At 60.0% G+C, this 21,830-nt stretch carries 20 protein-coding genes; 3 read left to right on the forward strand and 17 right to left on the reverse strand.

The window, feature by feature from the left end:
* Nucleotides 1–76: 76 nt before the first annotated feature.
* Nucleotides 77–799, forward strand: a complete 723-nt coding sequence (locus ACIPOO_RS01295; protein ID WP_274132553.1) for an SDR family oxidoreductase — start codon at nt 77–79, stop codon at nt 797–799.
* A 96-nt stretch (nt 800–895) separates the two neighbouring features.
* On the opposite strand, the gene metC is transcribed toward ACIPOO_RS01295, so the two are convergent.
* From metC to ACIPOO_RS01325, 6 genes are all read right to left on the reverse strand, one after another.
* Complete coding sequence (metC, locus tag ACIPOO_RS01300; RefSeq protein ID WP_400603864.1) at nt 896–3,637, reverse strand: cystathionine beta-lyase; 2,742 nt, start codon at nt 3,635–3,637, stop codon at nt 896–898.
* Between the two features lie 131 nt (nt 3,638–3,768).
* Nucleotides 3,769–4,365, reverse strand: a complete 597-nt coding sequence (locus ACIPOO_RS01305; RefSeq protein WP_274132555.1) for a cysteine dioxygenase family protein — start codon at nt 4,363–4,365, stop codon at nt 3,769–3,771.
* Nucleotides 4,366–4,504: 139 nt separating this feature from the next.
* The gene (locus tag ACIPOO_RS01310; RefSeq protein ID WP_400603867.1) at nt 4,505–5,344 is read right to left on the reverse strand and encodes an amino acid ABC transporter ATP-binding protein; all 840 of its coding nucleotides are present in this window, start codon (nt 5,342–5,344) and stop codon (nt 4,505–4,507) included.
* The gene (locus tag ACIPOO_RS01315; protein ID WP_400603869.1) at nt 5,331–6,014 is read right to left on the reverse strand and encodes an amino acid ABC transporter permease; all 684 of its coding nucleotides are present in this window, start codon (nt 6,012–6,014) and stop codon (nt 5,331–5,333) included. Before ACIPOO_RS01315 ends, ACIPOO_RS01310 begins: the two co-directional genes overlap by 14 nt.
* Nucleotides 6,004–6,738, reverse strand: a complete 735-nt coding sequence (locus ACIPOO_RS01320; RefSeq protein ID WP_400603872.1) for an amino acid ABC transporter permease — start codon at nt 6,736–6,738, stop codon at nt 6,004–6,006. Before ACIPOO_RS01320 ends, ACIPOO_RS01315 begins: the two co-directional genes overlap by 11 nt.
* Nucleotides 6,735–7,577 carry a transporter substrate-binding domain-containing protein gene (locus tag ACIPOO_RS01325; RefSeq protein ID WP_400603874.1) on the reverse strand — a complete coding sequence of 281 codons (843 nt, stop codon included), beginning with the start codon at nt 7,575–7,577 and terminating at the stop codon, nt 6,735–6,737. The genes ACIPOO_RS01320 and ACIPOO_RS01325 overlap by 4 nt, the downstream gene beginning before the upstream one ends.
* A gap of 362 nt (nt 7,578–7,939) precedes the next feature.
* Between ACIPOO_RS01325 and ACIPOO_RS01330 the strand changes: the two genes are divergently transcribed.
* Nucleotides 7,940–8,794, forward strand: coding sequence for a LysR substrate-binding domain-containing protein (locus tag ACIPOO_RS01330; protein WP_400603876.1), 855 nt, complete (start codon nt 7,940–7,942; stop codon nt 8,792–8,794).
* 18 nt (nt 8,795–8,812) lie between these two features.
* On the opposite strand, the gene ACIPOO_RS01335 is transcribed toward ACIPOO_RS01330, so the two are convergent.
* From ACIPOO_RS01335 to ACIPOO_RS01345, 3 genes are all read right to left on the reverse strand, one after another.
* Nucleotides 8,813–9,538: an alpha/beta hydrolase gene (locus ACIPOO_RS01335; protein WP_274132562.1), complete on the reverse strand. Its 726-nt coding sequence runs from the start codon at nt 9,536–9,538 to the stop codon at nt 8,813–8,815.
* Nucleotides 9,539–9,780: 242 nt separating this feature from the next.
* Nucleotides 9,781–11,106, reverse strand: a complete 1,326-nt coding sequence (locus ACIPOO_RS01340; RefSeq protein ID WP_400603880.1) for an LLM class flavin-dependent oxidoreductase — start codon at nt 11,104–11,106, stop codon at nt 9,781–9,783.
* Between the two features lie 15 nt (nt 11,107–11,121).
* Nucleotides 11,122–12,063, reverse strand: coding sequence for an aliphatic sulfonate ABC transporter substrate-binding protein (locus ACIPOO_RS01345; protein ID WP_400603882.1), 942 nt, complete (start codon nt 12,061–12,063; stop codon nt 11,122–11,124).
* A gap of 185 nt (nt 12,064–12,248) precedes the next feature.
* Here ACIPOO_RS01345 and ACIPOO_RS01350 point away from each other — a divergent pair, with 185 nt between their 5' ends.
* Nucleotides 12,249–12,692 (forward strand): hemerythrin domain-containing protein, encoded by a 444-nt coding sequence (locus ACIPOO_RS01350; RefSeq protein WP_400603884.1) that lies wholly within the window; start codon nt 12,249–12,251, stop codon nt 12,690–12,692.
* Between the two features lie 56 nt (nt 12,693–12,748).
* Here the strand turns inward: ACIPOO_RS01350 and ACIPOO_RS01355 are convergent, their stop codons facing one another.
* The 8 genes from ACIPOO_RS01355 to ACIPOO_RS01390 form a co-directional block, all read right to left on the reverse strand.
* Nucleotides 12,749–13,747, reverse strand: coding sequence for a bile acid:sodium symporter family protein (locus tag ACIPOO_RS01355; protein ID WP_400603887.1), 999 nt, complete (start codon nt 13,745–13,747; stop codon nt 12,749–12,751).
* 103 nt (nt 13,748–13,850) lie between these two features.
* Complete coding sequence (locus tag ACIPOO_RS01360) at nt 13,851–14,084, reverse strand: hypothetical protein (protein WP_274132572.1); 234 nt, start codon at nt 14,082–14,084, stop codon at nt 13,851–13,853.
* A gap of 181 nt (nt 14,085–14,265) precedes the next feature.
* Nucleotides 14,266–15,444 carry a GGDEF domain-containing protein gene (locus ACIPOO_RS01365; RefSeq protein ID WP_400603889.1) on the reverse strand — a complete coding sequence of 393 codons (1,179 nt, stop codon included), beginning with the start codon at nt 15,442–15,444 and terminating at the stop codon, nt 14,266–14,268.
* 269 nt (nt 15,445–15,713) lie between these two features.
* Nucleotides 15,714–16,475, reverse strand: coding sequence for a PP2C family serine/threonine-protein phosphatase (locus ACIPOO_RS01370; protein WP_400603891.1), 762 nt, complete (start codon nt 16,473–16,475; stop codon nt 15,714–15,716).
* A 57-nt stretch (nt 16,476–16,532) separates the two neighbouring features.
* Nucleotides 16,533–17,207 (reverse strand): VWA domain-containing protein, encoded by a 675-nt coding sequence (locus tag ACIPOO_RS01375; protein WP_400603894.1) that lies wholly within the window; start codon nt 17,205–17,207, stop codon nt 16,533–16,535.
* Nucleotides 17,208–17,277: 70 nt separating this feature from the next.
* On the reverse strand, nt 17,278–19,326 hold the full coding sequence (locus ACIPOO_RS01380; RefSeq protein ID WP_400603896.1) for a hypothetical protein: 2,049 nt from the start codon (nt 19,324–19,326) through the stop codon (nt 17,278–17,280).
* A gap of 327 nt (nt 19,327–19,653) precedes the next feature.
* Nucleotides 19,654–21,420 carry a type VI secretion system baseplate subunit TssF gene (gene tssF / locus ACIPOO_RS01385; protein ID WP_400603898.1) on the reverse strand — a complete coding sequence of 589 codons (1,767 nt, stop codon included), beginning with the start codon at nt 21,418–21,420 and terminating at the stop codon, nt 19,654–19,656.
* Nucleotides 21,421–21,487: 67 nt separating this feature from the next.
* Nucleotides 21,488–21,751 (reverse strand): PAAR domain-containing protein, encoded by a 264-nt coding sequence (locus ACIPOO_RS01390; RefSeq protein WP_400603900.1) that lies wholly within the window; start codon nt 21,749–21,751, stop codon nt 21,488–21,490.
* Between the last annotated feature and the right edge of the window lie 79 nt (nt 21,752–21,830).

A 21,830-nucleotide genomic window follows, 5' to 3' on the forward strand; every position in this document is an offset into this window, starting at 1 on the left:
AAATTCTTTGATGACACACCGCCGTCGCGGGCAAGCGCGCTCCTACAGGCACCTTATCTTTTGATGGAGACTTCAGATGTCCCAACGTACCTTCCTGATCACCGGCGCCACCAAAGGCATTGGCCGCGCCTTGTCCGAACACCTGGCAGCAGCCGGCCACCAGGTGGTGGGCATCGCCCGCAACGCCGATGACCCGACCTTCCCCGGCGTGCTCATCGCGCTGGACCTGGCCGACAAGGCCCAGACCCGCTGCGGCCTTGCGGAACTGGCCCAGCATTACCGCTTCGACGGCCTGGTGAACAACGTCGGGCTGGTGCGCCCGCAGCCCCTGGGGCAGATCGAACTCGAGGACTTTGACGCGGTGATGAGCGTCAACCTCCACTCTGCCCTGCTGGCGACCCAAGCCCTACTGCCCACCATGCGCGAGCAGGGCTGGGGCCGCATCGTCAACATCTCCAGCCTCACCGTGCTGGGCATTACCCAGCGCACCGCCTACGCCGCCGCCAAGGCCGCGCTCATCAGCTTCACCCGCTCCTGGGCGCTGGAACTGGCGCAGACCGGCATTACGGTCAATGCCATCGCCCCCGGCCCGACCGAAACCGAACTGTTTCGCCAGAACAACCCGGTGGGCAGCGAAGGCGAAAAACGCTATCTGGCGGGAGTGCCCATGGGCCGCTTCGGACAGCCAGACGAAATCGCCTCGGCAATCGCGTTCCTGCTGTCCGAGCAGAGCGGATTCATCACCGGGCAGACGCTGTTCGTCGACGGTGGGGCTTCGGTGGGCAAGGCGGGGTTCTGAACAGAGGTCCACGCAAGAACCTCCCGCCGGCAAGCCGTGCTGCTACGGATACTGTGTACGCATTCCCGTAGCAGCCGGGCTTGCCCGCGGGGGCGGTCATTGGATTGCTGCGAAGCCTCGCTCAAGGTCCTCGATCAACGCGCTCACATCCTCCAGCCCCACATGCAGCCTGAGCAAAGGGTTGAGCTGTCTGTCGGCGGGGTTATCGCGGTCGCCCACGCTGGCGACGATGATCAGGCTTTCGAAGCCGCCCCATGAGGCGCCCAGGCCGACCAGCTGCAGGGCGTCGATGAAGTGTTCGAGGTGCGCCGGGTTGCTGTCGGCCAGTTCGAAGGTGAGCAGGCCGTTGCTGCCGTTGAAGTCCCGCTGCCACAAGGCGTGATGGGGATGATCGGGCAGTGCCGGGTGAAACACGCGCCTGACCTTTGGATGCTGTTGCAACCAGCGAGCGATCTGCAGGGACTGGCGCTGGTGCACGTCCAGCCGTGCGGCCAGGGTGCGGGCGCCGCGCAATACCAGATAGGCATCGTCCGGGCTGACCGTGCTGCCGAAAGTATCAGTCATCACTGCCAGAGGTTGCCATACGGCCTGGGTGGTGCACACGCTGCCCATCATCACGTCGCTGTGCCCTGCCAGATATTTAGTCAGGGCCATGATGGAAATGTCCGCGCCCAGTGTCAGCGGCCGGTACTGATAGCCCGAGCCGTAGGTGTTATCCACCGCCAGCAGAATGTTGCGCGACTTGCACAGCGCGGCGATTTTCGGCAGGTCGGCCAGCTCGAACAGCAGCGAGCCCGGCACCTCGGCGTAGACCATCCGGGTGTTGGGCTGCAGCCGTTCCTGCAAGCCACTGCCATCGGCATTGAAGTAGCTGTACTGGATGCCGAACGGCTTGAGGAATTCTTCGGCGACCTGACGCACCGGCGAGTACACCGCATCGGTGATCAGGATGTGATCGCCCGGGCGCAGGTAGCTCAGGAACACCTGCGCCACCGCCGCGAGCCCGGTACTGAACAGGCGCGTGCGATAGCCGCCCTCAAGCTCGGTGACCAGGTCTTCCAGTTCGAAGGCCGTGGGATTGCCACGGGCGCCGTAGGTCAGGACGCGCTCGGTGTCGCGGCGTTTGCGGGCCTCGCGCATGTCGCTCAGGGAATCGAACAACACCGTGCTCATGCGCGAAACCGGTGGATTGACGCCGCGCACGCCGCTGCCTTTCTCGCCCCTTGCGGCATGCACCAGCCGGGTACGCACCCTGTTTTCCCCGGCACTCGCTGCCAAGGGCTTGAGGCTGTCGATCTCCTGTTGGGTCATCTGCCCCAGCAAGCCGATCTCCCAGGCCAGGTACTGGCGGGCGGCATCCTTGTTGCCGGAGTGACGGTCATGGGTGAAGAACAGAAAATCGATGCACTGCTCGTTCGGCGGGTCCTGAGGGCTCGCACTCACTGGAAAACCCGCAGCCTGCCAGGCTTCGAAGCTCAGCCAGCGGGCTGACTGGCGCTGCGCCTGGGGCAAATCCAGCGCGGCGATGGCCGCCACCTGTGGATCATCGGCCACCAGCACCAGCGGGCGGGTTTCATCCTGAAGATCATCGGCCAGACGCGAGCGGATAGACCAGCGCGAGCCCGCGATGTGCCCCTTGCGATAGGCCATGCTGGCGCGCAAATCCCGCAGCACAACGGCGCTGTCAGCCAGCAGATCAGCCAGCTCGGCGGCATCGATTTGCGCCAGCGCCGGGGCCACGTCAGCAGTATTGAGAGGCAGCGCCAGACCACTCTGCAGGCCACCCGCCAGAACATAAGCCTGATGCCCCAACTGCCGCAGCCAACTGGCGACGATGGGTGCGCGCACGCCATCGTTATCGACCAGCACCAGCCGCGCCCCGCGGACACCGACGTACAGGTCGGTGGATTGAACCAGTTGCCCGCCCGGCGTGTGTTGCGCACCGGGCAAGCTGCCTTCGGCGAATTCTTCTGGGGTGCGCACATCGCAGAGGAACAGGCTGCGGGCCGCGTCCTGCGCCCAGGCCTTCACTTGCTCGGCATTCACCGTCTGCACGCCAGCGCGCCGGGCCAGACGCTGCGCGGACTCCTGTTGCGCAGTCAGCGAGGCGCTGGCCGGAACAGCCGGGTAGCGTCGGGTGCTGCCGTGCTCCAGGGCAAGGTCGGCCAGGTACCAGCCTTGCGTGCCGTTCTCCAGCGCGTACACCGGGTTCTTCACCCCCAGATCGATGAGGGTCTGGGCGCCGATGATGCTGCGAGTCCGGCCCGCGCAATTGACCACGATCGGGGTGGTTTCATCCGGCACCAGTTCGGTCAGGCGATACCCCAACTCGCCGTTGGGGCAGCAGATGGAACCGGGGATGGTCATTTTGCGGTATTCATCGAAGGGTCGACCATCGAGCAGCACCAGCGGCTGGCCGCTGGCCTGCCATGCCGCCAGTTCGGTGGCGCTGATGTGGGGCGTATGGCTCGCTTCTTCGACCCGCTCACCGAACGCCTTGGACGGCACATGCACCCCGGCGAACAGTTGTAGCCCTGCCGCCTGCCAACCCTGGGCACCGCCTTCGAGTACATGCACCTGCGTATAGCCCAGCGCCTGTAACCGCTGCGCGGCACGGATGGAAACGTCGCTGCCGGTTTCATCGTAAATCACCAGTCGCACGGCAGGGTTGGGCGCCAGTCGGCGCACTTCCAGTTCGAGGCGGCTATAGGGCAGGTTCACGCCGTGGAACAGGTGCGCTTCGCCATACTGGCCGTGCTCGCGGACATCGAACAGCGCGATTTCCTGCCCGTCGAACAGCCAGGCTTGCAGGTGGTGCGGGGTGACTTTCTGGGTCATGGCATTCTCAGTGGTTAACGACTACAAGTCGTAGCAGTCCGGCTTGCCGGCGACGACACTCGCAAGATCGCTATCGCCGGCAAGCGGATCGCCGCCCGGCCGTGCTGCTACGGGGCACGGCCTGGGTCATATCAAGCGTAGGCCTTGATCGATGGGGCCATTTGCGAGGCGTTGTAATTCAGGACCTTGCCTTCGGTATTAACCCCGTAACGTCCGTTCAGAGACTCAAGCGGGCGACCGTAGAGGTGGAAATGCAGGGTCGGCGTGTCGCCATCGACCTTGATGCCGTGCAGGTCTTCGCCCAGGAAGCTGATCGAGGTGCCCGGTTGCACCACCACTTCTTTTTCCAGTTCCAGACGGGCGAAGGCCGGGTCGCTGCCATCGTCGGTGCGGGCCCATACGTAGTTGATCTCCTGCCCCTGGACGGCAACGATCACCGCCCAGGTTTCATGGTTGTGCGGCAGGGTGCTTTTGCCCGGCAGCAGCGAATTCATGTACAGCGTCGGGGTGTCGCCGTCGTCGTTCAGGCGATAACGAAACGCCGTGTCACCCTCCCCCGGCACGGGCGCGGGAAAGGTGTCGAAATTGAACAGATCGCGCCGCTCGGCCAGACCTTCCAGCAGGCTGACGATTTGCTGCAGCGCTTCACGATCGACGCCGCGCTGGTGAATCAGGCGAATCTGTTGCAGGAAAGCCTCGATCACGGGGCTGCGGGTTTCAATGCTCATCAGGTGCTCCTTTTATTAGATTCAAATACAAACCACCTCTGTAGGAGCGCGCTTGCCCGCGACGGCGGTGTGTCAGCGACCCGATATGTGACAGACAGATCGCAATCGCGGGCAAGCGCGCTCCTACAGAGCGTGGTGCTCAAACCGACAGGCTATACCGCCCGATATTGCTCAACAGATACGGGTCGCCGCTCACCACCGGACGACGCCCGGCATCCCCCAGCGCGTGACGCAAAAACCCCTGGGTGCGCTCGCTGGTCGGGCGCTGAAAAATCTGTTCGGCGCTGCCGTGCTCGACGATCAGGCCGTTCTCAGTGAAATACACCACGTCGCTGATGTCCTCGGCGAAGCGCATCTCGTGGGTGACCAGCACACAGGTCATGCCCTCCTCGGTCAGCTCGCGGATCACCGCCAGCACCTCGCCCACGGTTTCCGGATCCAGGGCCGAGGTCACTTCATCGAACAGGATCAGTTCCGGACGCATCGCCAAGGCACGGGCAATCGCCACCCGTTGCTGCTGCCCGCCGGACAGCTGCCCCGGATACGCATCGGCCTTGTGCTCCATGCGCACCTTGGCGAGCAAGGCCCGCGCTTGTTGTTCCGCATCCTTCGAGCTGCGCCCCAACACCTTGCGCGGAGCGATCACCAGGTTTTCCATTACAGACAGATGCGGAAACAGGTTGTACTGCTGAAACACGAACCCCACTCGCTTGCGCAACTCGATGCGCTGGGCTTCGGCGTTGAGCGTGTGCACTTGCGTGTCGCCGACCCGAATCGTGCCGCGCTGGGGCTGCAAGAGGCCGGTGATGCAACGCAGGATCGTCGACTTGCCCGAGCCCGACGGGCCGATGATCGACACCGCCTGGCCCCGCTGTACCTCAAGGTCGATGCCGTTGAGGACCGGGTTGCTGCCGAACGACAGATGCACGTCGTGCAGGCTGACAAGGGGCTGCTCGGTGCGCGTTTCAAGAGAAGGCATAACGTCGCTCCAGATGTTGAGTGAGTCGCGAAATCGGGTAGCAATAGGCGAAGAACAGCGCCAGCACGCTGAAATAGATCATCACGGTAAAGCCGGTGCGGTTGACGGTATTGCTGGCGATCTGCGCGGTGTCGATCAGGTCGTGCACCCCCACCAGCGAGGCCAGCGCCGTGCCCATGGTGATCACCGCGTACAGGTTCATCCAGGGCGGCAGCATGCGTTTGAAGCACTGCGGCAGGATGATCGAGCGAAAGATCTGCCCCCGGGTGAAAGCCAGGGAGCGAGACGCTTCCCACTGAGTGCCGGGAATCGATCCGATGGCCCCACGAAAGATTTCCGCAACGTTCGCACTGGCCGGCAAGGCCAGACCGATGGTGACTTTCACCCAGTCCGGGAAGGCCACCCAGTGGCCGCCGATGTGAAGCTCGAACGGGAACACGTAGGTGGTGAAATAAATCAGCACAAGCCAGGGTGCGTTGCGAAACACCTGGACCCAGATTCGCGCCGGCAAGCGGGTGATCCACAGCGGCGACACCGCCAGCGCACCGATCAGCAAACCCAGCAGCGAGCCGAGGGCAATCGCCAGCAGGCTGATCAGAATGTTTTGCCAGAAGCCTGTGGCCAGGGCCGGGGACCATTCCCACAGTGCGCCGACTGTTTCAATGACCATAACCGGGCATCCTCAATCGGGCTTCGAGAAATCTGCCCACGCAGTTGACGACAAAGCTGAGCAGGCCGAAGAACGCCAGCAGCAGAATCATCAGCTCCAGCACGTTGTCGCTCTGGGTCCAGATCATGATCGAGGCGTAGGTGATGTCGCCTACGGCAATTGCCGAGGCCACGGCCGTCATCTTCACCAGATCGATCAGGTTGTTGATCAACGAGGGCAAGGCAAAACGCACCGCCAGCGGCATCTGCACATTCCACAGCAACTGGCGGCTGCTGAAGGCCAGGGAACTGGCCGCTTCAAGGGTGACCGCCGGCACTGCTTCGATCCCGGCACGCAAGGCTTCTGCGTGAAACGCCCCCTTGTGCAGCGAGATGACGATCACCACCCAGGCGAACGGTGTCAGGGGGTTGGCCGTGCCCACGGCCTGGGTCAGCAACATGTTCAGGACCAGGAACGCGCAATACAGCTGCACCAGCGTCGGGGTGTTGCGCGTGACCTCGACGAACACCCGCGCAGGCCGTGCCAGCCAGGGCTTGCCGCTGGTCAGCATGGCAGCAAGGGCGACACCGGCCAGCAGGCTGCCGACGAGGGTGAACAGGCACAGCCACACCGTCGTAAGCGCGCCCTGAAGCAGCGAGCCACGAGCATAGGCGTCCAGCACGAAGCTGTAGTTCAGCCCCAACTTCGCCGCCCACTGCACGAACACTTCAAGCCAGTGACTCATGCACCGCTGGCCTGGAACTTGTCATGCAACTCCACCAGCGCAGATGACGTCGGGGTGATGTGGTGGCGTTTCTCGGCTTCGATCAACCAGCCGGTTCGGTGCCAGCCTTTGACGATGGTGTCGAGTTTCGCCTGGGTGTCGGTTTCGCCGGGGCGGGTCCAGATCACCGACGGTGCCGGGTTCAGCTCGGGGGTGATGGCGCGATAGTTCTGCCACTCGGGGCTGTCGGCCACCAGCGGATTGATCAGCGTCGCGTCGTGAACGGCGGCCACACAGTTGTTGCCACGCAACGCCAACAGCGATTCGGACGAGCTCTTGAAGGCTTTCAATTCCGCGCCGAATTCAGTCAGCGGCTTGACGTAGCTGCTGCCCTGGGAGGTGCACACCGGCTGACCCTTGAGGTCTTCCCAGCGGGTGATCTTGCTGTCCTTTAGCACCGCCGCCGTGCCGCCGACGCGGTAGAACGGCGTCGGCACGAACCCCAGTTGCTGGCCGCGCTCGGCGGTCCATTCCATGTTGGCGATCAACAGATCGACCTTGCCCTGTTGCAGGAACTGCACGCGGTTGGCAGGCAGCACCGGAACCAGTTCCACCTCGGCGCCCAGTTGACGGCCAAGGTCTTCGGCCATATCGACGTTCAAGCCCTTGGGTTTCTGGTTGCCCGGATCAATGGAACCGAACGGCCCGCCCGACAGCAACACCCCTACCACCAGACGATGACGCTGCTCGATCTTGTCCAGCGTGGCATCGGCCTGAACGGCAAAACTTGCGCCCAGCGCAGCGAGCGTACCGACGAACAAGGGCAGCAAACGGGTAATGGGCGAGCGCGTGTATGGCATGGATTTTCCCTCGATGGTCATCGTCACTTGATGACCCGCATCCTAGGGAGGGAACGCTGCGGACGGAAATTCAAATATCAAATATGGTTATAACTTTCTGGTGATGCATTTTTAATGCAAATGGAATAAGCCTGTATTTACTGGCCCAAATGGGAGGATTGACAAAAACCCTTCCATAAATCATAAAAAATCGTAATGTATTACGCTTCCCGACTGATGTAACCCTGTAGGAGCGCGCTTGCCCGCGACGGCGGTGTGTCAGGTAAATATCTGCTGACTGACACACTGCCGTCGTCCGAGTGCGGCCCAGAGCAAGCGCGCTCCTACAGGGATTGTGTCTGGCCCTGACTGAGTACGCCCCAATGTCCACCACCCTCGACCTCGAACTGCTGCGCACCTTCGTCGCTGTCGTCGATCATCACAGCTTCGCCGAGGCCGGCGCGCGGCTGTCGCGTACGCAGTCTTCGGTGACCCAGCAGATGCAACGGCTTGAGCAGCAGATCGGTGTCAGCCTGTTTCAGAAGCAGGGCCGGCAGAAGCAGCTGACCGAGCCGGGACGCCAGCTATTGCGTCACGCACGTCAGTTGCTGTCGCTCAACGATGACGCGCTCAATTCACTTCGGGAAAGCAGCATGAGCGGTGTGCTGCGCATCGGCTCGCCCCATGACATCGCCGACACCATCTTGCCGCCGATCCTCAGCCACATCGCCCGCTCGGCGCCGAAACTGCGGTTGGAAATCGATGTGGGGCGCAGTCCGTTCCTGATGGAAGACTTGCATCGGGGCAAGGTGGACATGGTGATTTCGACCCGTGAAGACCCAGATCTTGAAGGCTTTGCCCTGCGCACCTCACCGGTGTGGTGGATCTGTTCGGCGCAGTACCTGCACGTACCGGGCGAGCCGATTCCGTTGATTCTGGTGGATGAGCCCAGTATCTACCGGCGCTACGCCATCGAGGCGCTGGAGCGGGCCAGCATCCCCTGGCGCCAGGCCTATCTTGCGTCAAACCTGATCGGTATCAAGGCTGCGACCCGCGCAGGCCTGGGGGTGACGGCCCGGAGCATGGAAATGCTCGGGCCGGACATGCGCGTACTGGGCGAAGCGGACGGGTTGCCACGTTTGCCGGACGTGACCTATCACCTGTGGATCAGGCCCAACACCGTGAACCCGCTGGCGCGGCGGGCATATGAGTTGATTCGCGCCAGCCAGGGTTTGTGACCCCACTCCGCAGAAGCGTCAGCCGCGAGAAAGCTGCGCTTGCACCCAGCGACTCAGATCGGTCACTTCCGCCGAGGTGATGGTATGCCCCGCTCCGGGGTAGGAATGAAACTCCGGGTTGATCAGCAGATTCTCCAGCACCGTGCGGGCTTCGGTGGCGCCGGTGTAGGCCACGCGGTTGTCCGCCTCGCCATGGCCGATGAACACCTTCAGCGGCTTCAAGCGTTCCTCGGGTTTGAGCCGGCCATTGAGCGCCGAGAGAATCTTGCCGCTCAACGGCGCAATCCCCCGCACCAGTTCAGGGTGCTCAAGGCCGATCTGGTAACTCATCATGGCGCCCTGGCTGAAACCGATCAGAATCACCTTGTCTGGCTGGGTCGCGTACTTCTCCGTGGCTTGCTCGATGAAGGTACGCAGCAGGTCGGTGCTTTTGTCCACATCACTGGTGACGCCTTCGTAGTCGGCCTGGTCGGTGTCCTGGGAAAACCACTTGTATCCCCCACCATCGACTTCCATCGGCGCACGCACCGAGAGGTAGGTGCTGTCCCTGGGCAGATCGTCCTTGATGCCGAACAGATCACGCTCGTCACTGCCGTAACCGTGCAGGAAGATAATCAGCGGTTTGTCTTTGGAGTCTGCGGGAGCCGCAGCGAGGTAAGGCAAGGCGAGGTCAGTGAGCAGTGCGGGTTCGGCATGGGCCAGCCCGGTGAAGACACAGAGCAGCGCGGCGAAAAACTTCATCATTGGGAACAGGCCCTTTCATAAAAACGTCGGGCCCATCATACCCAGCATGACCTGGATGTCAGCCGCTAATCGATCAGGGGGTGCTGTCGGATTGCTGTACAACCTGCAGATTTCACTACCAGGAGAACGCTGAAAACCCTGTAGGAGCGCGCTTGCCCGCGATGGCGACTGATCAATCACTGATATGTGACTGACACACCGCCGTCGCGGGCAAGCGCGCTCCTACGGGATCGATGGGGTTGCTACTCCGCAAGTTCCGCCAAACCCAGGTGCTCACGCAGCGTCGATCCTTCATACGCCGTGCGGAACAGCCCCTTGCGCTGCAAATGCGGGATCACGCTCTCGGCGAACTCGCTGAACGACCCCGGCAAGTACGCCGGAGAAATCACGAAGCCATCACAGCCGCCTTGAGTGAAAAGTTCAGCCAGTTGATCGGCAATCTGCGCGCCGGTGCCGACCAATTGCGGCACCCGCACGCTGCTGGCGAAGATCCGGCCCAGCTCTTCGAGTGTGGTGTCGGCGCCCTGCATCAGCAATTTCTCGGCCGCAGCAGGATGAATTGACGGTGCGCGGGCAATCTCAGCCAGGGTCGATGACAGGGAAAACGGCGACAGGTCGACATTCAACTGCGACGCCAGCGTCACCAGCCCCAATTCCGGACGCGCCAGCGCATTGTGCCGGTCGCGCTTGGCCCGCGCTTCGGCCTCGCTGCCGCCGATGAACGGCATCACCGCTGTCAGCACCTTGCAACTGTCGGCGTGGCGCCCTTGCTGGACCACCTGGCCGCGCACATCCTCACGAAACGCCTGCATGGCCTTGAGGTGCGGATGAATGGTGAAGATCGCCTCGGCCCAGCGCGCACCGAACCGCCGCCCACGCCCGGACGAGCCGGCCTGGATCAGCACCGGCCTGCCTTGAGGTGGGCGCGGGATGTTGAGCGGGCCATGCACCTTGAACCACTCGCCCACGTGCTCCACCGAAGTAATCTTCGACGGATCGGCCAGCACGCCGTTTTCCCGATCCAGCTTCAGCGCGTCCGGCGCCCAGCTTTTCCAGAGCTTGAGCGCGACCTCGACGAATTCGTCGGCGCGGTCGTAGCGCAGATCGTGCTCCAGGTGCTTGTCCTTGCCGAACAGCCGGCCTTCGCTGTCGTTCATCGAGGTGACGATGTTCCACGCCGCCCGCCCCTTGGACAGATGGTCGAGGGTGGCGAATTCCCGGGCGATGTGCGCAGGCTCGTAATAGGTCGTGGATCGCGTGGCGCCAAGGCCCAGCTTGCGGGTCTGCCCCACCAGATACGAGAGGATCGGCAGCGGATCGAGCCGCGTCGCGTCCTGGGCGCCGTAACGTAGCGCTACCTCCCGCGAGCCGCCCATCTGGTCGCCCACGGCCAGGCGGTCGGCAAAGAACAGAAAATCGAACAACCCCTCCTCCACCACCCGCGCCGTGCGCGCGTAATACTCAGGGTCGAGGTAGTTGCCCAGGGTTTCAGGGTGACGCCAGGCGGCATGGCTGTGGATAACCGGGCCGCTGAGCAGGAAGGCAGACAGGTGAATTTGACGACTCATGCGTGCACTCCTGCGTTATTTGCCCTGGGGAACCCAGACTGCGATGTCGGAAATCTTCAGCGGCTTGGGAATCAACTTCGACTCGTAGTAGAAATCGGCAATGCGTTGTTGTTCTGCCAGTTGATCCACCTTCACCGGAACGATGTCATAGCTGCGGCGGCTGTTGGCCAGCTCCACGGTTTCGGGCGGGATGTTGCCCCACAACGGCGCCAGGTTCTTCGCCGCCTCCTGCGGGTGTCCCTTGACCCACTGGCCGGCGTCGTGAAGGGTATCGAACACCACCTGCAACACTTCGGGGTGGGCCTTGGCGAAGCTGGTGTTGGCGACGTAGAAACGGTTGTAGTTGGCAACGCCATCGGTGCCGTCGGCCAGTACGCGGACGTGATGCTCGCGTTGCTGGGTGGCCAGGAACGGGTCCCAGATCGCCCACGCATCGACGTTGCCGCTGGAGAATGCGGCGACGCCATCCGGTGCTTCCAGGTATACCGGCTGAATGTCGGCCAAGGTCAGCCCGGCTTTCTTCAGCGCCGAGATCAACAGAAAGTTGCTGCCCGAACCTTTGGATACCGCCACGCGCTTGCCTTTCAGATCGGCAACGCTGCGAATCGGCGAGCCGTCCTGAACGATGATCGCCTGGGCACTGGGCGACGGGTTTTCCCGCGCGTAGTAAGTCAATGGCGTACCCGCAGCCTGGGTGAACAGCGCGAAGGCATCCGCCACATCGGCATGCAGATCGACGCTGCCGGCGTTCATCGCACTCAACAGTCCGCTGCTGAACTCATGCCATTGCACGGTAAAACCCAGGGGTTTGAGCCGCTGCTCGATCTGCCCGTCATTCTTGAGCAACAGCCAGAGGGTGGAAGAGCGCTGGTAGCCAATGCTGATGACCTGCTCGGCGTGGGCGGTAACCGTAGCCAGCATCAGCGCTGCGGCAACGAAGAGTCTGCGAAGGGGCATGGGGATCCTTGAAATGACGAAACGGCATGAAGGCAGATGATTAAAGTCGTTTTGATTATAAAAACAGTCAGAAATTATGAAAGAAACGTATAGATCTAAGCTTATGCCGCGCACACCGATGGAACGTCTGTTCACAGGGAACGGTCTAGCCCTAGTAGCTCACATGTCAATTGAGGGACCTCACCGTGAACATCTTCGAAGCCCTGAGAGAAAGCCACGACCGCCAGCGCGGATACGCCGATGCCCTGATCCAAACCCACGGCGAAAGCGAGGCCCGCGTCGAGGCCTACAAGCAGTTGAAAGCCGAGTTGCAGGCACATGAAACTGCCGAAGAGCGCTTTTTCTATATGCCGCTGATGAAGTTCGATAACGGCGTAGACCTCAGTCGCCATGCCATCTCCGAACACCACGAGATGGACGAACTGATGGAAGAGCTGGATGAAACCGACATGTCCAGCCCGGCCTGGCTGGTCACTGCCAAGAAGTTGTCAGAGAAGGTGCATCATCACTTGAAAGAAGAAGAACAGAAGTTCTTCCAGATGGCGGGCAAGTTGCTGGATGACACACAGAAGGAAAAACTTGCCGGCAGTTATGTGAAGGAATATGAAGAACAACTGGCTGAAGAGTGACAAGCCATGAATGAAAAAGCCCCGAATGATCGGGGCTTTTTTATATGTCGTGGCACTTATGGATCGACCTGGGCCACCAACTCCGGCACCGACTCCTGGCGCTTGGCGTAACGCTGGGCCAGGGTCGCGCAGACCATAAGTTGAATCTGGTGGAACAGCATCAGCGGCAGGATCAGCACGCCGATGGTGCTGCCCGCGAACAACACCTGGGCCATCGGCACGCCGGTCGCCAGGCTCTTCTTCGAGCCGCAGAACAGAATGGTGATGCGGTCTTCGATGTTGAAACCGAAGATCTTGCCCAGTACGTTGGAGATCATCAGGATCACACCCAGCAACACGCAGCACACCAGCACCAGGCCCGCCAGATCCCACGCCGGGATCTTGTGCCAGATGCCCTCGTTCACCGCCTCGCTGAACGCCCCGTACACCACCAGCAGGATCGAGCCCTGATCGACGAATTTCAGCCAGTTCTTGTTGCGGCCGACCCATGCGCCAATCCAGCGGCGCGCAATCTGCCCGGCAATGAACGGCAGCAGCAACTGAATGCTGATCTTGACGATGGCATCCACGGTCGAGCCGCCATCGCCGTGCACATTCAGCAGCAAGGTCACCAGCAACGGCGTCAGGAAAATCCCGAACAGGCTTGACGCCGCCGCGCTGCAGATGGCCGCCGGAATATTGCCGCGAGCCAGGGACGTGAAGGCAATGGCCGACTGCACCGTCGCAGGCAAAGCGCACAGGTACAGGATGCCCATGTACAGGTCTTTGCCAATCAGCGGTGAAAGCACTGGCTTGAGCGCCAGGCCCACCAGCGGAAAGATCACGAACGTCAGGCCGAACACCAGCAGGTGCAGGCGCCAGTGGCCTGCACCGGCAATGATCGACTCACGGGACAGCTTGGCACCGTGCATGAAAAACAGCAGGGCGATGGCAATGTTGGTCAGCCAACTGAAGCCTACGGCCACTTGGCCACTGGCTGGCAGAAAACTGGCGATGATGACCACCGTGACCAGGGTCAGGGTGAAGTTATCGGGCAAGAAACGAGGACGAGTCATCTTTTTTTTCCGGAGGTGCCAGGAACATGATCGCAACGATACACGCCTGGCACACGACCGGCTAACGCCAGAAAGCCGATGAATAGCGGCTAACGGACAACATTCAGGATGAAAGGCCGCCTTCGATCACGCGCAGGACGGTGACGCGACGTTTGCCAGGGTTATCGGCGATCAACTGACTCAGCGCTTCTTGCCACTTGTGCACGTCTTTTTCGCGGGACAGCGCCATCAATTGCTCAAGGCCCACCGCCTGCTGCGCAGTCGTGACTGCGTTGGAACCCTCGGCCATACGTTCACGCTTCAACAGGTTTGCTGCAATTTCCGAGAGGGTACTCAAGGTGGGCTCCATGGCACGCGCGTCGTGGCATGCCGAACATAGCTGCGGGGGATGAGCGCAGGATGGCGTCAACTTTCGGTTGTCGCGGCCCTGCACCACAGTTACAGCAATGTTCAGACCACAAGTCCAGGCTCGGGCTGCGGCGCGAAAACTGGCTGATGAACGGTTGAAGAACCGCGGTTCAGGGCGCTTGCACGGGTTCGTCAGTGGCCAGCGTGCGATCGACCAGGCGGATACTGTCGCGCCCGCCGCGCTTGGATTCATACAGCGCTGCATCGCCCTGCTCGATCAACGCCCCAAGGCTGGCGGGCGGCTGGTCGAACAGGCTGGCGCCGATGCTCAGCGTCACCGCTTCAGGGGTAGAAAAACCCTGGGCTGCGGCCATCTGGAAGCGCTCGCGCAAGGTGCTGCCAAGTTCATGGATGTGCTCGCTCGATGCATTGCTCAGCAGCAGCACGAACTCGTCCCCACCCAGACGCGCCGCCAACGAACCGTCAGGCAGAATCGAGCGGATCATCTCGCTCAACGTAATCAGCAACCGATCCCCCGCCGTGTGCCCGTACAGATCGTTCACGGACTTGAAGTTATCGATATCGATCAACAGCAACGCGCCCGGCCGCGAGGGCGACACATCTTCGAGCAGGCGCGGCGCCCTGACTTCAAGGGCGCGACGGTTGTACAAGGCCGTCAACGGATCACGCGCCGCCAGACGTTCGATGCGTTTTTCCCGACGATAGCGCTCTGAACCGGTCATCGACAGCGCGATCAACATGATCGCCATCGCCCCCTCGACCAGGGAAATCTGAATGATCTCCCCGCGCAGGGATGCCAGATCGATCAAGGTACCGGGAATCACCGCCGTGATGACCTTGCACAGATAGAACAGCCCGTGAATCAGCAGCACATAACGCAACTGCCCCGCCCCGACGCTGATGGTCTTGCCGTGGGGCCGCAGCAGGAAGCTGGCCCGCAGCGTCAGCACGGTGATGATCGACGACTGGATCCCCAGCATCACCTTCGACCACCAGGGTTCGGCGGGCAGGAAAAGCATCGCCAGCCAGATCGGAATGATCAGCAACCACCCCCTGGACAGCCGCGCCGCGGTAAACCGCGCCACTCCCACCAGGAACAGCCAGTGCGCCATGATCAGCAAACCATTGGCGAACCAGACCCCGATGACCACGATGCCGCTGTTGCGCAACAGCGCCAGGATGCAGCCGATGCTGATGGTGGCAAACCCCGCGCTCCAGAACACCAGCGAAGGCTCGCGCACATTGCTCCACTCGATCGCCAGATACAACGACGCCGCCGCAGCCAGGGCAATCGAAAGGGTAAGCATCGTGGTGGGATCGAGTGCCATGTACTGCCTGGATATCTGAGGTGCAAGAGGGAGGCGCAATTGTAAACGTTCAGGGCGTTTTTTCGAGAGTTTGGCGCATGTGTCGTGACGAATTGTTGTATCGGGGGTGGTACGCCCCTATACATCGGCGCAACGTGAAATGCCTTGAATGAGTTCTTTGCAGAAAAGATTCTCCGACCGACGTAAGCACTCAGGGCTTTCCCTGGAAGTCTGCGCTACATCGGAAAAAGCAAGGGACCCAACAGTTTCAACAGGATCCCTGCACAGAGCTAAAGAGATAAGACTCCGATTGAGCAGTCATCGGCGCTCTTAACCGCAAAGGAGCGCTCCAGATTGCCACTCAGCACCTGCCTCATTTCGAAGGCCTTCATTGCACGATTCCAATTCAAGATCTGTCTAACGCCGCTCGCAGGAGACTTGTCAGACCTGCGGTACAAACTTTCGGCCGTGCCGTCGCTCATCACGGCAAAGCCCGACCCCATAGCACAGTTCCCTCGGTACAACCGAAGGCGACTTTGCGCAGATACATCCGTTACGAAAAAGGTCGTGTTTGCATATTCCCCATTTTCGGGATGTGATAGCACCACAATCTGCCCATCCTCTTGCTGGTGGAAGATGCACCCATCTCCCAGATGTCCAGCGAGGTATCGCCCCTTGGAATGGGCGACAAACAGCAAAGTGCTGGCCAAGTCCGACATTTGGCATTGCAACTCTTTTGCTTGGCGCTCCAGCGCGCCAAGGCAGCATTGAAGCAACTCCCCTGAGGCATCGCCGGGACACTTCTCGGCCAACGTCCAAAGTTCTTCGAAACGATTAGACAGAACCCGCATGGTCGCTTTCACGACGGCTCGGGCACCATGCTCGGAATGCGTTTTCGAGCCCGCTCCGTCAGCCAGGGCCACGCAGGCAAAATCCCGCTGGGCACGGGCCGCAACATAGTCCTGACAAGGCAGGTCGCTGTGCAAGTGTGATCGACCGATGATCCGCGCACATGATGTCTTGTAGGGGTAATTGCGATCCGTGCCTGTCATCTTAACTCTTCCCACAAGTTTGAAGTCTGGCCTCTTGCATCGATACGAGACCCGACATCAAGCCTGCCCCCAGGCCGCGATACCCTCTAAATCCAGGGTCACCGTCTCGCCTGGCGTAGATTGCGATACGCGCGAAACGCTGCGACTGAGCCACATGAAAAACTCTTTGAAGTTGAGCCCTTTGAGGCGCAATGGAGGTCGGCCAGGAGAAAGCATGGCTAGCTTGTCCAGATTCGCACCTGGGCCAATTGCGATTGGGAAGACCGTCAGTTTCTTCTCCGCACTGAGCGAATGGATTCGTTTGCTGGCCTGACTAATATCATCAGTCGGCTCGCCGTCAGTCATCACGACCATCCAAGGCTGGTAATAGTCGACACCTGCACGCTGATAGTCAGCCTTGCGAACCTCTAGCAAATCGAGCGCGAGGTTTACACCCTGGCCCATCGCTGTTGAGCCGTCAGCAACCAGCGCGGGTACATCTTGGCGGTCAATGGCCATGAAATCGACGGTTCTTTTTGCCTCGCTGCCGAATGTGACGATGCTGATTTCCGCAGCGTATTGCGCGACCTCATCCTCCCTGATTGCCTCATAAAACATTTGCACCCCTGCCTGAAGTTCGCGCAGTGGTTCACCGTCCATTGAGCCGCTGACATCGAGCACCAAGCAGATCGGTATACGGGCCGTCGGGTTGTCCACCAGGTCTTCCTGACTGAGGATAAATTCTTCCTTCATGAGCGTTTTCTCGCTTGCTGTATGTTCGTAGGTTAGATTCGTGGCTTAACTGAAAAGCAACGTTTAAGGATTAATTGAAAAAGATGGCGAGCCAGAGCCGTCTGAGGAGACGCCTCCCCTTGGCCATGAGTGTTGGTTTCGATGCCGCCCCAAGCCGAGCACGCGACGGAGCAACTATCGGCGAACGACCTCCAGGGACAGGCGTTGCCCGCGGTTGCGGGTTTGCGCGCTGGGTTGGCGGCGTGGCCGCTCGCGGGGTTGCAGTCTGCGCTTGCGCTGTTGGTCTGTTGGCCGCCGCTTGTTTAGACACGTGCGCAGTAGTGCGCATCGGGCGCGATGGAGCCGCCGCACAAGTTGTGTGAGGGGGTGAAGCGGGATGAGGAACAACAGGCGCACGTGGGATCTGAGGGATTGGAGCAGGCCGCCCCAGATGCTTTTTCTCCGCCTCAAGACCTTCCTTGTAGCTTTCTTCCGCCATGCGTTTGAGCCTGTTTTGCTTGAAACAATCCTGGCACCAAACCTTCATCCCTTTTTTCGCTTGAGCCAAGGCATATTTTTGCGACGCAGTGGTTTTGGTATTGCATCTGCCGCAGATGACCTCGACCGGATCGTGAATAAAAAAGTACGAGCTTGGAAAGATCTCGTTGCTACGCCAGTTCTTTCTGATCGCGAACCGGTAGCGTTTCAGTAGTTCTATCCACTCCTCGAGAGTGAGGCGCTCGTCGCGGCTAAATGAGCGATGGAAAGCAGCCTGAATATCTTTTGAGAGGTGATTCCATATCACAGCCCAAGAGCCATGCGGTGCATTCTCGCCAGAGAAGTTTTCCTTGTCGCTAGCGTCGCGGTAGGGAAATTTCTTGTTTTTGATGTTCTCCGCGGGCGACCCCCCACCTTGTTGAGAATAAGGTGGCTTCCCAGGGAAAAGAATCATAAAGAGCATGGTCGCGACTGCGAAAAGCTCATGCTGAGTTGATCGTAAAAAACTCTCGTAACCCTTTCCCTGAATCTCGGGCGCAGTAAAGTTGACGGTTCCGACTGGGCAGGGAAACGCTTCAATCCGAAAGCTGTCGGTATCAACCAACCATAACTTCTCACTGTCCTGGGTGACCAGCAGGTTCTGCGGATTGATGTCGCCTACCAGGATATTCAAGCTATGCAGGTAGCGCAGTTGCTCCAGAAAAGCCAAGCACAGGTTGACGAGGTCGACACGTTGCCAAGTCGGGAACGTCTTCAGCAACACGGGCTTCACGAACATCGCCCCCTGCATTGTTTTGCCCTGCGCGCGGGGCATGAGATACCCGATAAACTCGGCGTACTGGTTGAACACCAGATCTGTCGGCCAGCAGATACCAGCCCGATCAATCTTTCGAGTGACCATCAGCTCAATTTTTTTTCGTTTAAGCGAAGTCAGTTTGTCCGGATGGTAAATCTTGCAAACCAGCTCTTGGGAACTGGTTTCATAGATGACGCCCTCACCACCTTCACTTAGCTTTTTACCAAGCCGCACTTGTCTTCCTGCAGAAGTGACGACATTTTCGTTTGCGCATGGGAAGACTTTGACAACCAGCCTCACATCCGCACTAGAGAGGGGAATCTTGTGCGGTTTGAAAGGGTCGGGTTCTTTAGAACCTACAGGCGGGAAATTATCCTTGGGGGAAGTGCGCGACTTTTCCACTAACGGCCATTTGTAGCAGACGACATTCGCTTTCGCGGCAAGACTCACAACCTGATCATCGCGGGTCACCACCGTCATGCCGTAGTCACGCGCGACCTCAATCACCCTACCAGCCGCAGCTTGTTCGGTGAAGCGCAGACGCTTGAAGAGAAAAGCAGGCGCCCCGTCATATCGAAACTCAGCGAGGTGATCGCCAGCCTGGAGAGAATCGCCTGCGGGGAAGCGCTCAATCGCGGACGCCTTGCTGCCCTCGATTTGGCCAAGGACTCGCTCCGCGTGGTGTCCTTGAACAGTTGGATGGCTGCGTCGTTCCATTAGAGTCGTCAGCGCTTCAGCGAGGAGCACTGGCCAATTTTGCTTCTCTCGGATACTCCTGATGATGTCCGGATGTTCCAGAAGGACTCCCGCATCAATCAATACTTTCTGCTTTTTCCGTTCCGTCATGAGTATCTTGTGATGCAATCCATTCAGATCAGAGGCGTGAGCATAAACTGTTTCTGTGCCTTATCGGACTTACAGCCCCCACGAGCCGTAGGCTGAGCGATGCTCTTGATGACTCTGGCCCCGATGTTCTCCTTGACGGGGCTGCGTGCCGATTTCAAAGGCAGTTGCCCACTTCTACCGCCCTCAAAAAGAAGCCACACACAGGACGGTTAATACCAGCACGGTATATTCAACGAGAAATCTTGTCGAGATCTCTCAACTCTAGAGCACAGGTTTGCTCCTGAAAGATCTTAAACACTGATGACAGACAAAGCGCTTCCATCAGCCCTACCCAGGCACCCGCTCGCTATGATTCTCCCTCCATCGCACGCAGTTGCCCTCCGGCTGCACGACCAATGTCAACTGGTTGAACAGGTGAATATCGGCGTACTGGGCAAAGAATCGGCTGAGCATTTCACCGAACAGAAACACGTCGCCTTCACCGGCAAAGCATTCGGTATCCAGCGCGACTTCGATATCCACACCGCGCAGCACAAAGCCTTTTTCGAAGCGCTGGATGAGGAAGTGGTTTACCTCGGTGATGGCCTTCAAGCGCTGCTTGTTCAGTTCTCCCCCGGTCCAGTCGTAAAGTGCCAGCGTGTTGCGCAGCACTTCGGCGCTGTCGAGCATCGACAGGAATTGCGACCCAAGATGGCTTAGCACGCGCCAGTGAAAGCGATCCCCGGCGGGCGGGTAGCAGGGTAATGTCGGCGGGCACAGGTTCTGTACTTTCACATTGACACGACTTGAACGCGCAGCCGTATCGAGCACCGAGCTTGTCAGTGCCATGCGCGGCAACTGGCCGTTGGTGCCGGTCAATCGCAGTGACAAGCGCTTTGTTGGATCTGAACGGTCAACTTCAAACCCGTCGCCCCCAAGAATCAGCCAGGTGTCGTGCGAGCCGCTGGGCCCGCGCCTGACGCGGGTATGAAAATAGCGCTGCGAAGCGCCGTCAGGCAGCGTACCGCCCTTGTGCTCGAAGCTTTTGAAGGGTTGGTAATCGTGGCGGGTGGTGCTGTTGGCCGCAGTGACGCTGTCTACGGAGTAGACTTTGATGCTGTTGTCCTTCGACCCCATCGCTTTCAGCAAATAATCGCTTTGCAGCGAGTCCAGCGTTATCGGCTCTGCCTCCAGAGGAAACAGGTTGATGACCGGCACCGTATGCAGGCGAATGTTTTCAGTACCCAAGGCGAACGCTCGGGGCCATGGCTGGCGTAACAGCACTTCCAGCTCGAACCACGGCGCATCTGGCTCGATGTGCATGTGCTCCAGCCCCTTGAGCGTGACGAACATGAAGCGCTCGGGAAAGCTGAAGTATTCGAGCAACAGCTGATAACTGCCATCGTTCCTGCCACCCTCCGGCCAGAGACGGTCATCGTCGGCGAAGCCTTTTACCGCGAAAAAAACGTCGAGGAGCTCGCGCTCGGCTTCAGCCTTGCGCACATGAACCGTCTCGGCGTTCAGGGTCAGTGCCTGGTGCAACGCATAGGCAACCGGTGCACTGGCGTTCAGGTACAGCGGGATGTTGGCCAGATCCATCTGATCCCAGCGCAGCAGTTTGCCGCGGGAGAAACGCAGGCGGATGACCCATCGGCCGTTCAGCGCCTGGCTAACCTCAACGATGTCGAGGGCCAGCGCCCGCAGCGCGAGGTCCTGGGTGGTGGTGTAGCGGCAGCGGGTCTGCTGCGCGCCGATCGGTCGGGAGAGCACCTCGAACCCTCTGGCGATCTTTGCGCACGCCTTCATCTCGTTGACTTCAGGTGCCAGCTCGACAATCGACAGCGAGGGAATCATGCGTAAATACTGCGGCCTGACCATCCCTATCAAGCCTTCGGTCAGCTCCGGCAGGTCGTCATCGAGTTTTTCACGCAACCGCCCCATCAAGAATGCAAAGCCCTGGAACAGCTGCTCAACCTGAGGCTCCACAGGCCCGGGCATATTCAGGTTCAACATCGCAGCGCGATCAGGAAACACTTGTGCGAACTCTCGGGCCGCTTCGCGCAAATAGCGCATCTCGGCGTCAAAGTACTCAAGCGTCAGATTGTCCTTGCTCAACAGAAGAATTCCTTGTCTCTGGGATTCGCCGCGCGCAGGTCGGCGACGATTGAAGATGCACGGCCGATCAGCTGGCGGTTGACTCCGGCAATGACGTGATCAAGGTACAGCCGCACTTGCACGGGTCACCGTGAAACGCGACCGGCACATCGTCGTCGGTATATCCCGAGTTGCCCTCGGCGATGGTTGTTTCGCCATGGCCAGGCAAAGGGCAAAAGACAGTGTCGCCGACCCTGGCCGCGCCAAGGCCGTCGAATATCATTTCCTCGGAACCGGTTTTGACCGTGCCGCCGCTGGTGGTGGTGTCCCCAATACGAATGATGCCTTGCATAATAGATAACCTGTTGACTGTTAAATGATAGGTAATGCTCTAACACGATGAGGAACCGGCACTTATGAAGTACTGCCAC

The sequence above is a fragment of the Pseudomonas sp. NPDC090201 genome, from assembly GCF_044746825.1.
GTDB classification, from domain to species: domain Bacteria; phylum Pseudomonadota; class Gammaproteobacteria; order Pseudomonadales; family Pseudomonadaceae; genus Aquipseudomonas; species Aquipseudomonas putida_AD.

What these genes read in the sequence shown, in the direction of transcription:
- ACIPOO_RS01330 (WP_400603876.1), top strand. Translation starts at nt 7,940, where the DNA reads ATGTCCACCACCCTCGACCTCGAACTGCTGCGCACCTTCGTCGCTGTC.
- ACIPOO_RS01390 (WP_400603900.1), bottom strand. Translation starts at nt 21,751, where the DNA reads ATGCAAGGCATCATTCGTATTGGGGACACCACCACCAGCGGCGGCACG.
- ACIPOO_RS01310 (WP_400603867.1), bottom strand. Translation starts at nt 5,344, where the DNA reads ATGCCTTCTCTTGAAACGCGCACCGAGCAGCCCCTTGTCAGCCTGCAC.
- ACIPOO_RS01325 (WP_400603874.1), bottom strand. Translation starts at nt 7,577, where the DNA reads ATGCCATACACGCGCTCGCCCATTACCCGTTTGCTGCCCTTGTTCGTC.
- ACIPOO_RS01340 (WP_400603880.1), bottom strand. Translation starts at nt 11,106, where the DNA reads ATGAGTCGTCAAATTCACCTGTCTGCCTTCCTGCTCAGCGGCCCGGTT.
- ACIPOO_RS01370 (WP_400603891.1), bottom strand. Translation starts at nt 16,475, where the DNA reads ATGACAGGCACGGATCGCAATTACCCCTACAAGACATCATGTGCGCGG.
- ACIPOO_RS01375 (WP_400603894.1), bottom strand. Translation starts at nt 17,207, where the DNA reads ATGAAGGAAGAATTTATCCTCAGTCAGGAAGACCTGGTGGACAACCCG.
- ACIPOO_RS01295 (WP_274132553.1), top strand. Translation starts at nt 77, where the DNA reads ATGTCCCAACGTACCTTCCTGATCACCGGCGCCACCAAAGGCATTGGC.
- ACIPOO_RS01315 (WP_400603869.1), bottom strand. Translation starts at nt 6,014, where the DNA reads ATGGTCATTGAAACAGTCGGCGCACTGTGGGAATGGTCCCCGGCCCTG.
- ACIPOO_RS01305 (WP_274132555.1), bottom strand. Translation starts at nt 4,365, where the DNA reads ATGAGCATTGAAACCCGCAGCCCCGTGATCGAGGCTTTCCTGCAACAG.
- ACIPOO_RS01320 (WP_400603872.1), bottom strand. Translation starts at nt 6,738, where the DNA reads ATGAGTCACTGGCTTGAAGTGTTCGTGCAGTGGGCGGCGAAGTTGGGG.
- ACIPOO_RS01345 (WP_400603882.1), bottom strand. Translation starts at nt 12,063, where the DNA reads ATGCCCCTTCGCAGACTCTTCGTTGCCGCAGCGCTGATGCTGGCTACG.
- ACIPOO_RS01365 (WP_400603889.1), bottom strand. Translation starts at nt 15,444, where the DNA reads ATGGCACTCGATCCCACCACGATGCTTACCCTTTCGATTGCCCTGGCT.
- ACIPOO_RS01335 (WP_274132562.1), bottom strand. Translation starts at nt 9,538, where the DNA reads ATGATGAAGTTTTTCGCCGCGCTGCTCTGTGTCTTCACCGGGCTGGCC.
- ACIPOO_RS01355 (WP_400603887.1), bottom strand. Translation starts at nt 13,747, where the DNA reads ATGACTCGTCCTCGTTTCTTGCCCGATAACTTCACCCTGACCCTGGTC.
- ACIPOO_RS01380 (WP_400603896.1), bottom strand. Translation starts at nt 19,326, where the DNA reads ATGACGGAACGGAAAAAGCAGAAAGTATTGATTGATGCGGGAGTCCTT.
- metC (WP_400603864.1), bottom strand. Translation starts at nt 3,637, where the DNA reads ATGACCCAGAAAGTCACCCCGCACCACCTGCAAGCCTGGCTGTTCGAC.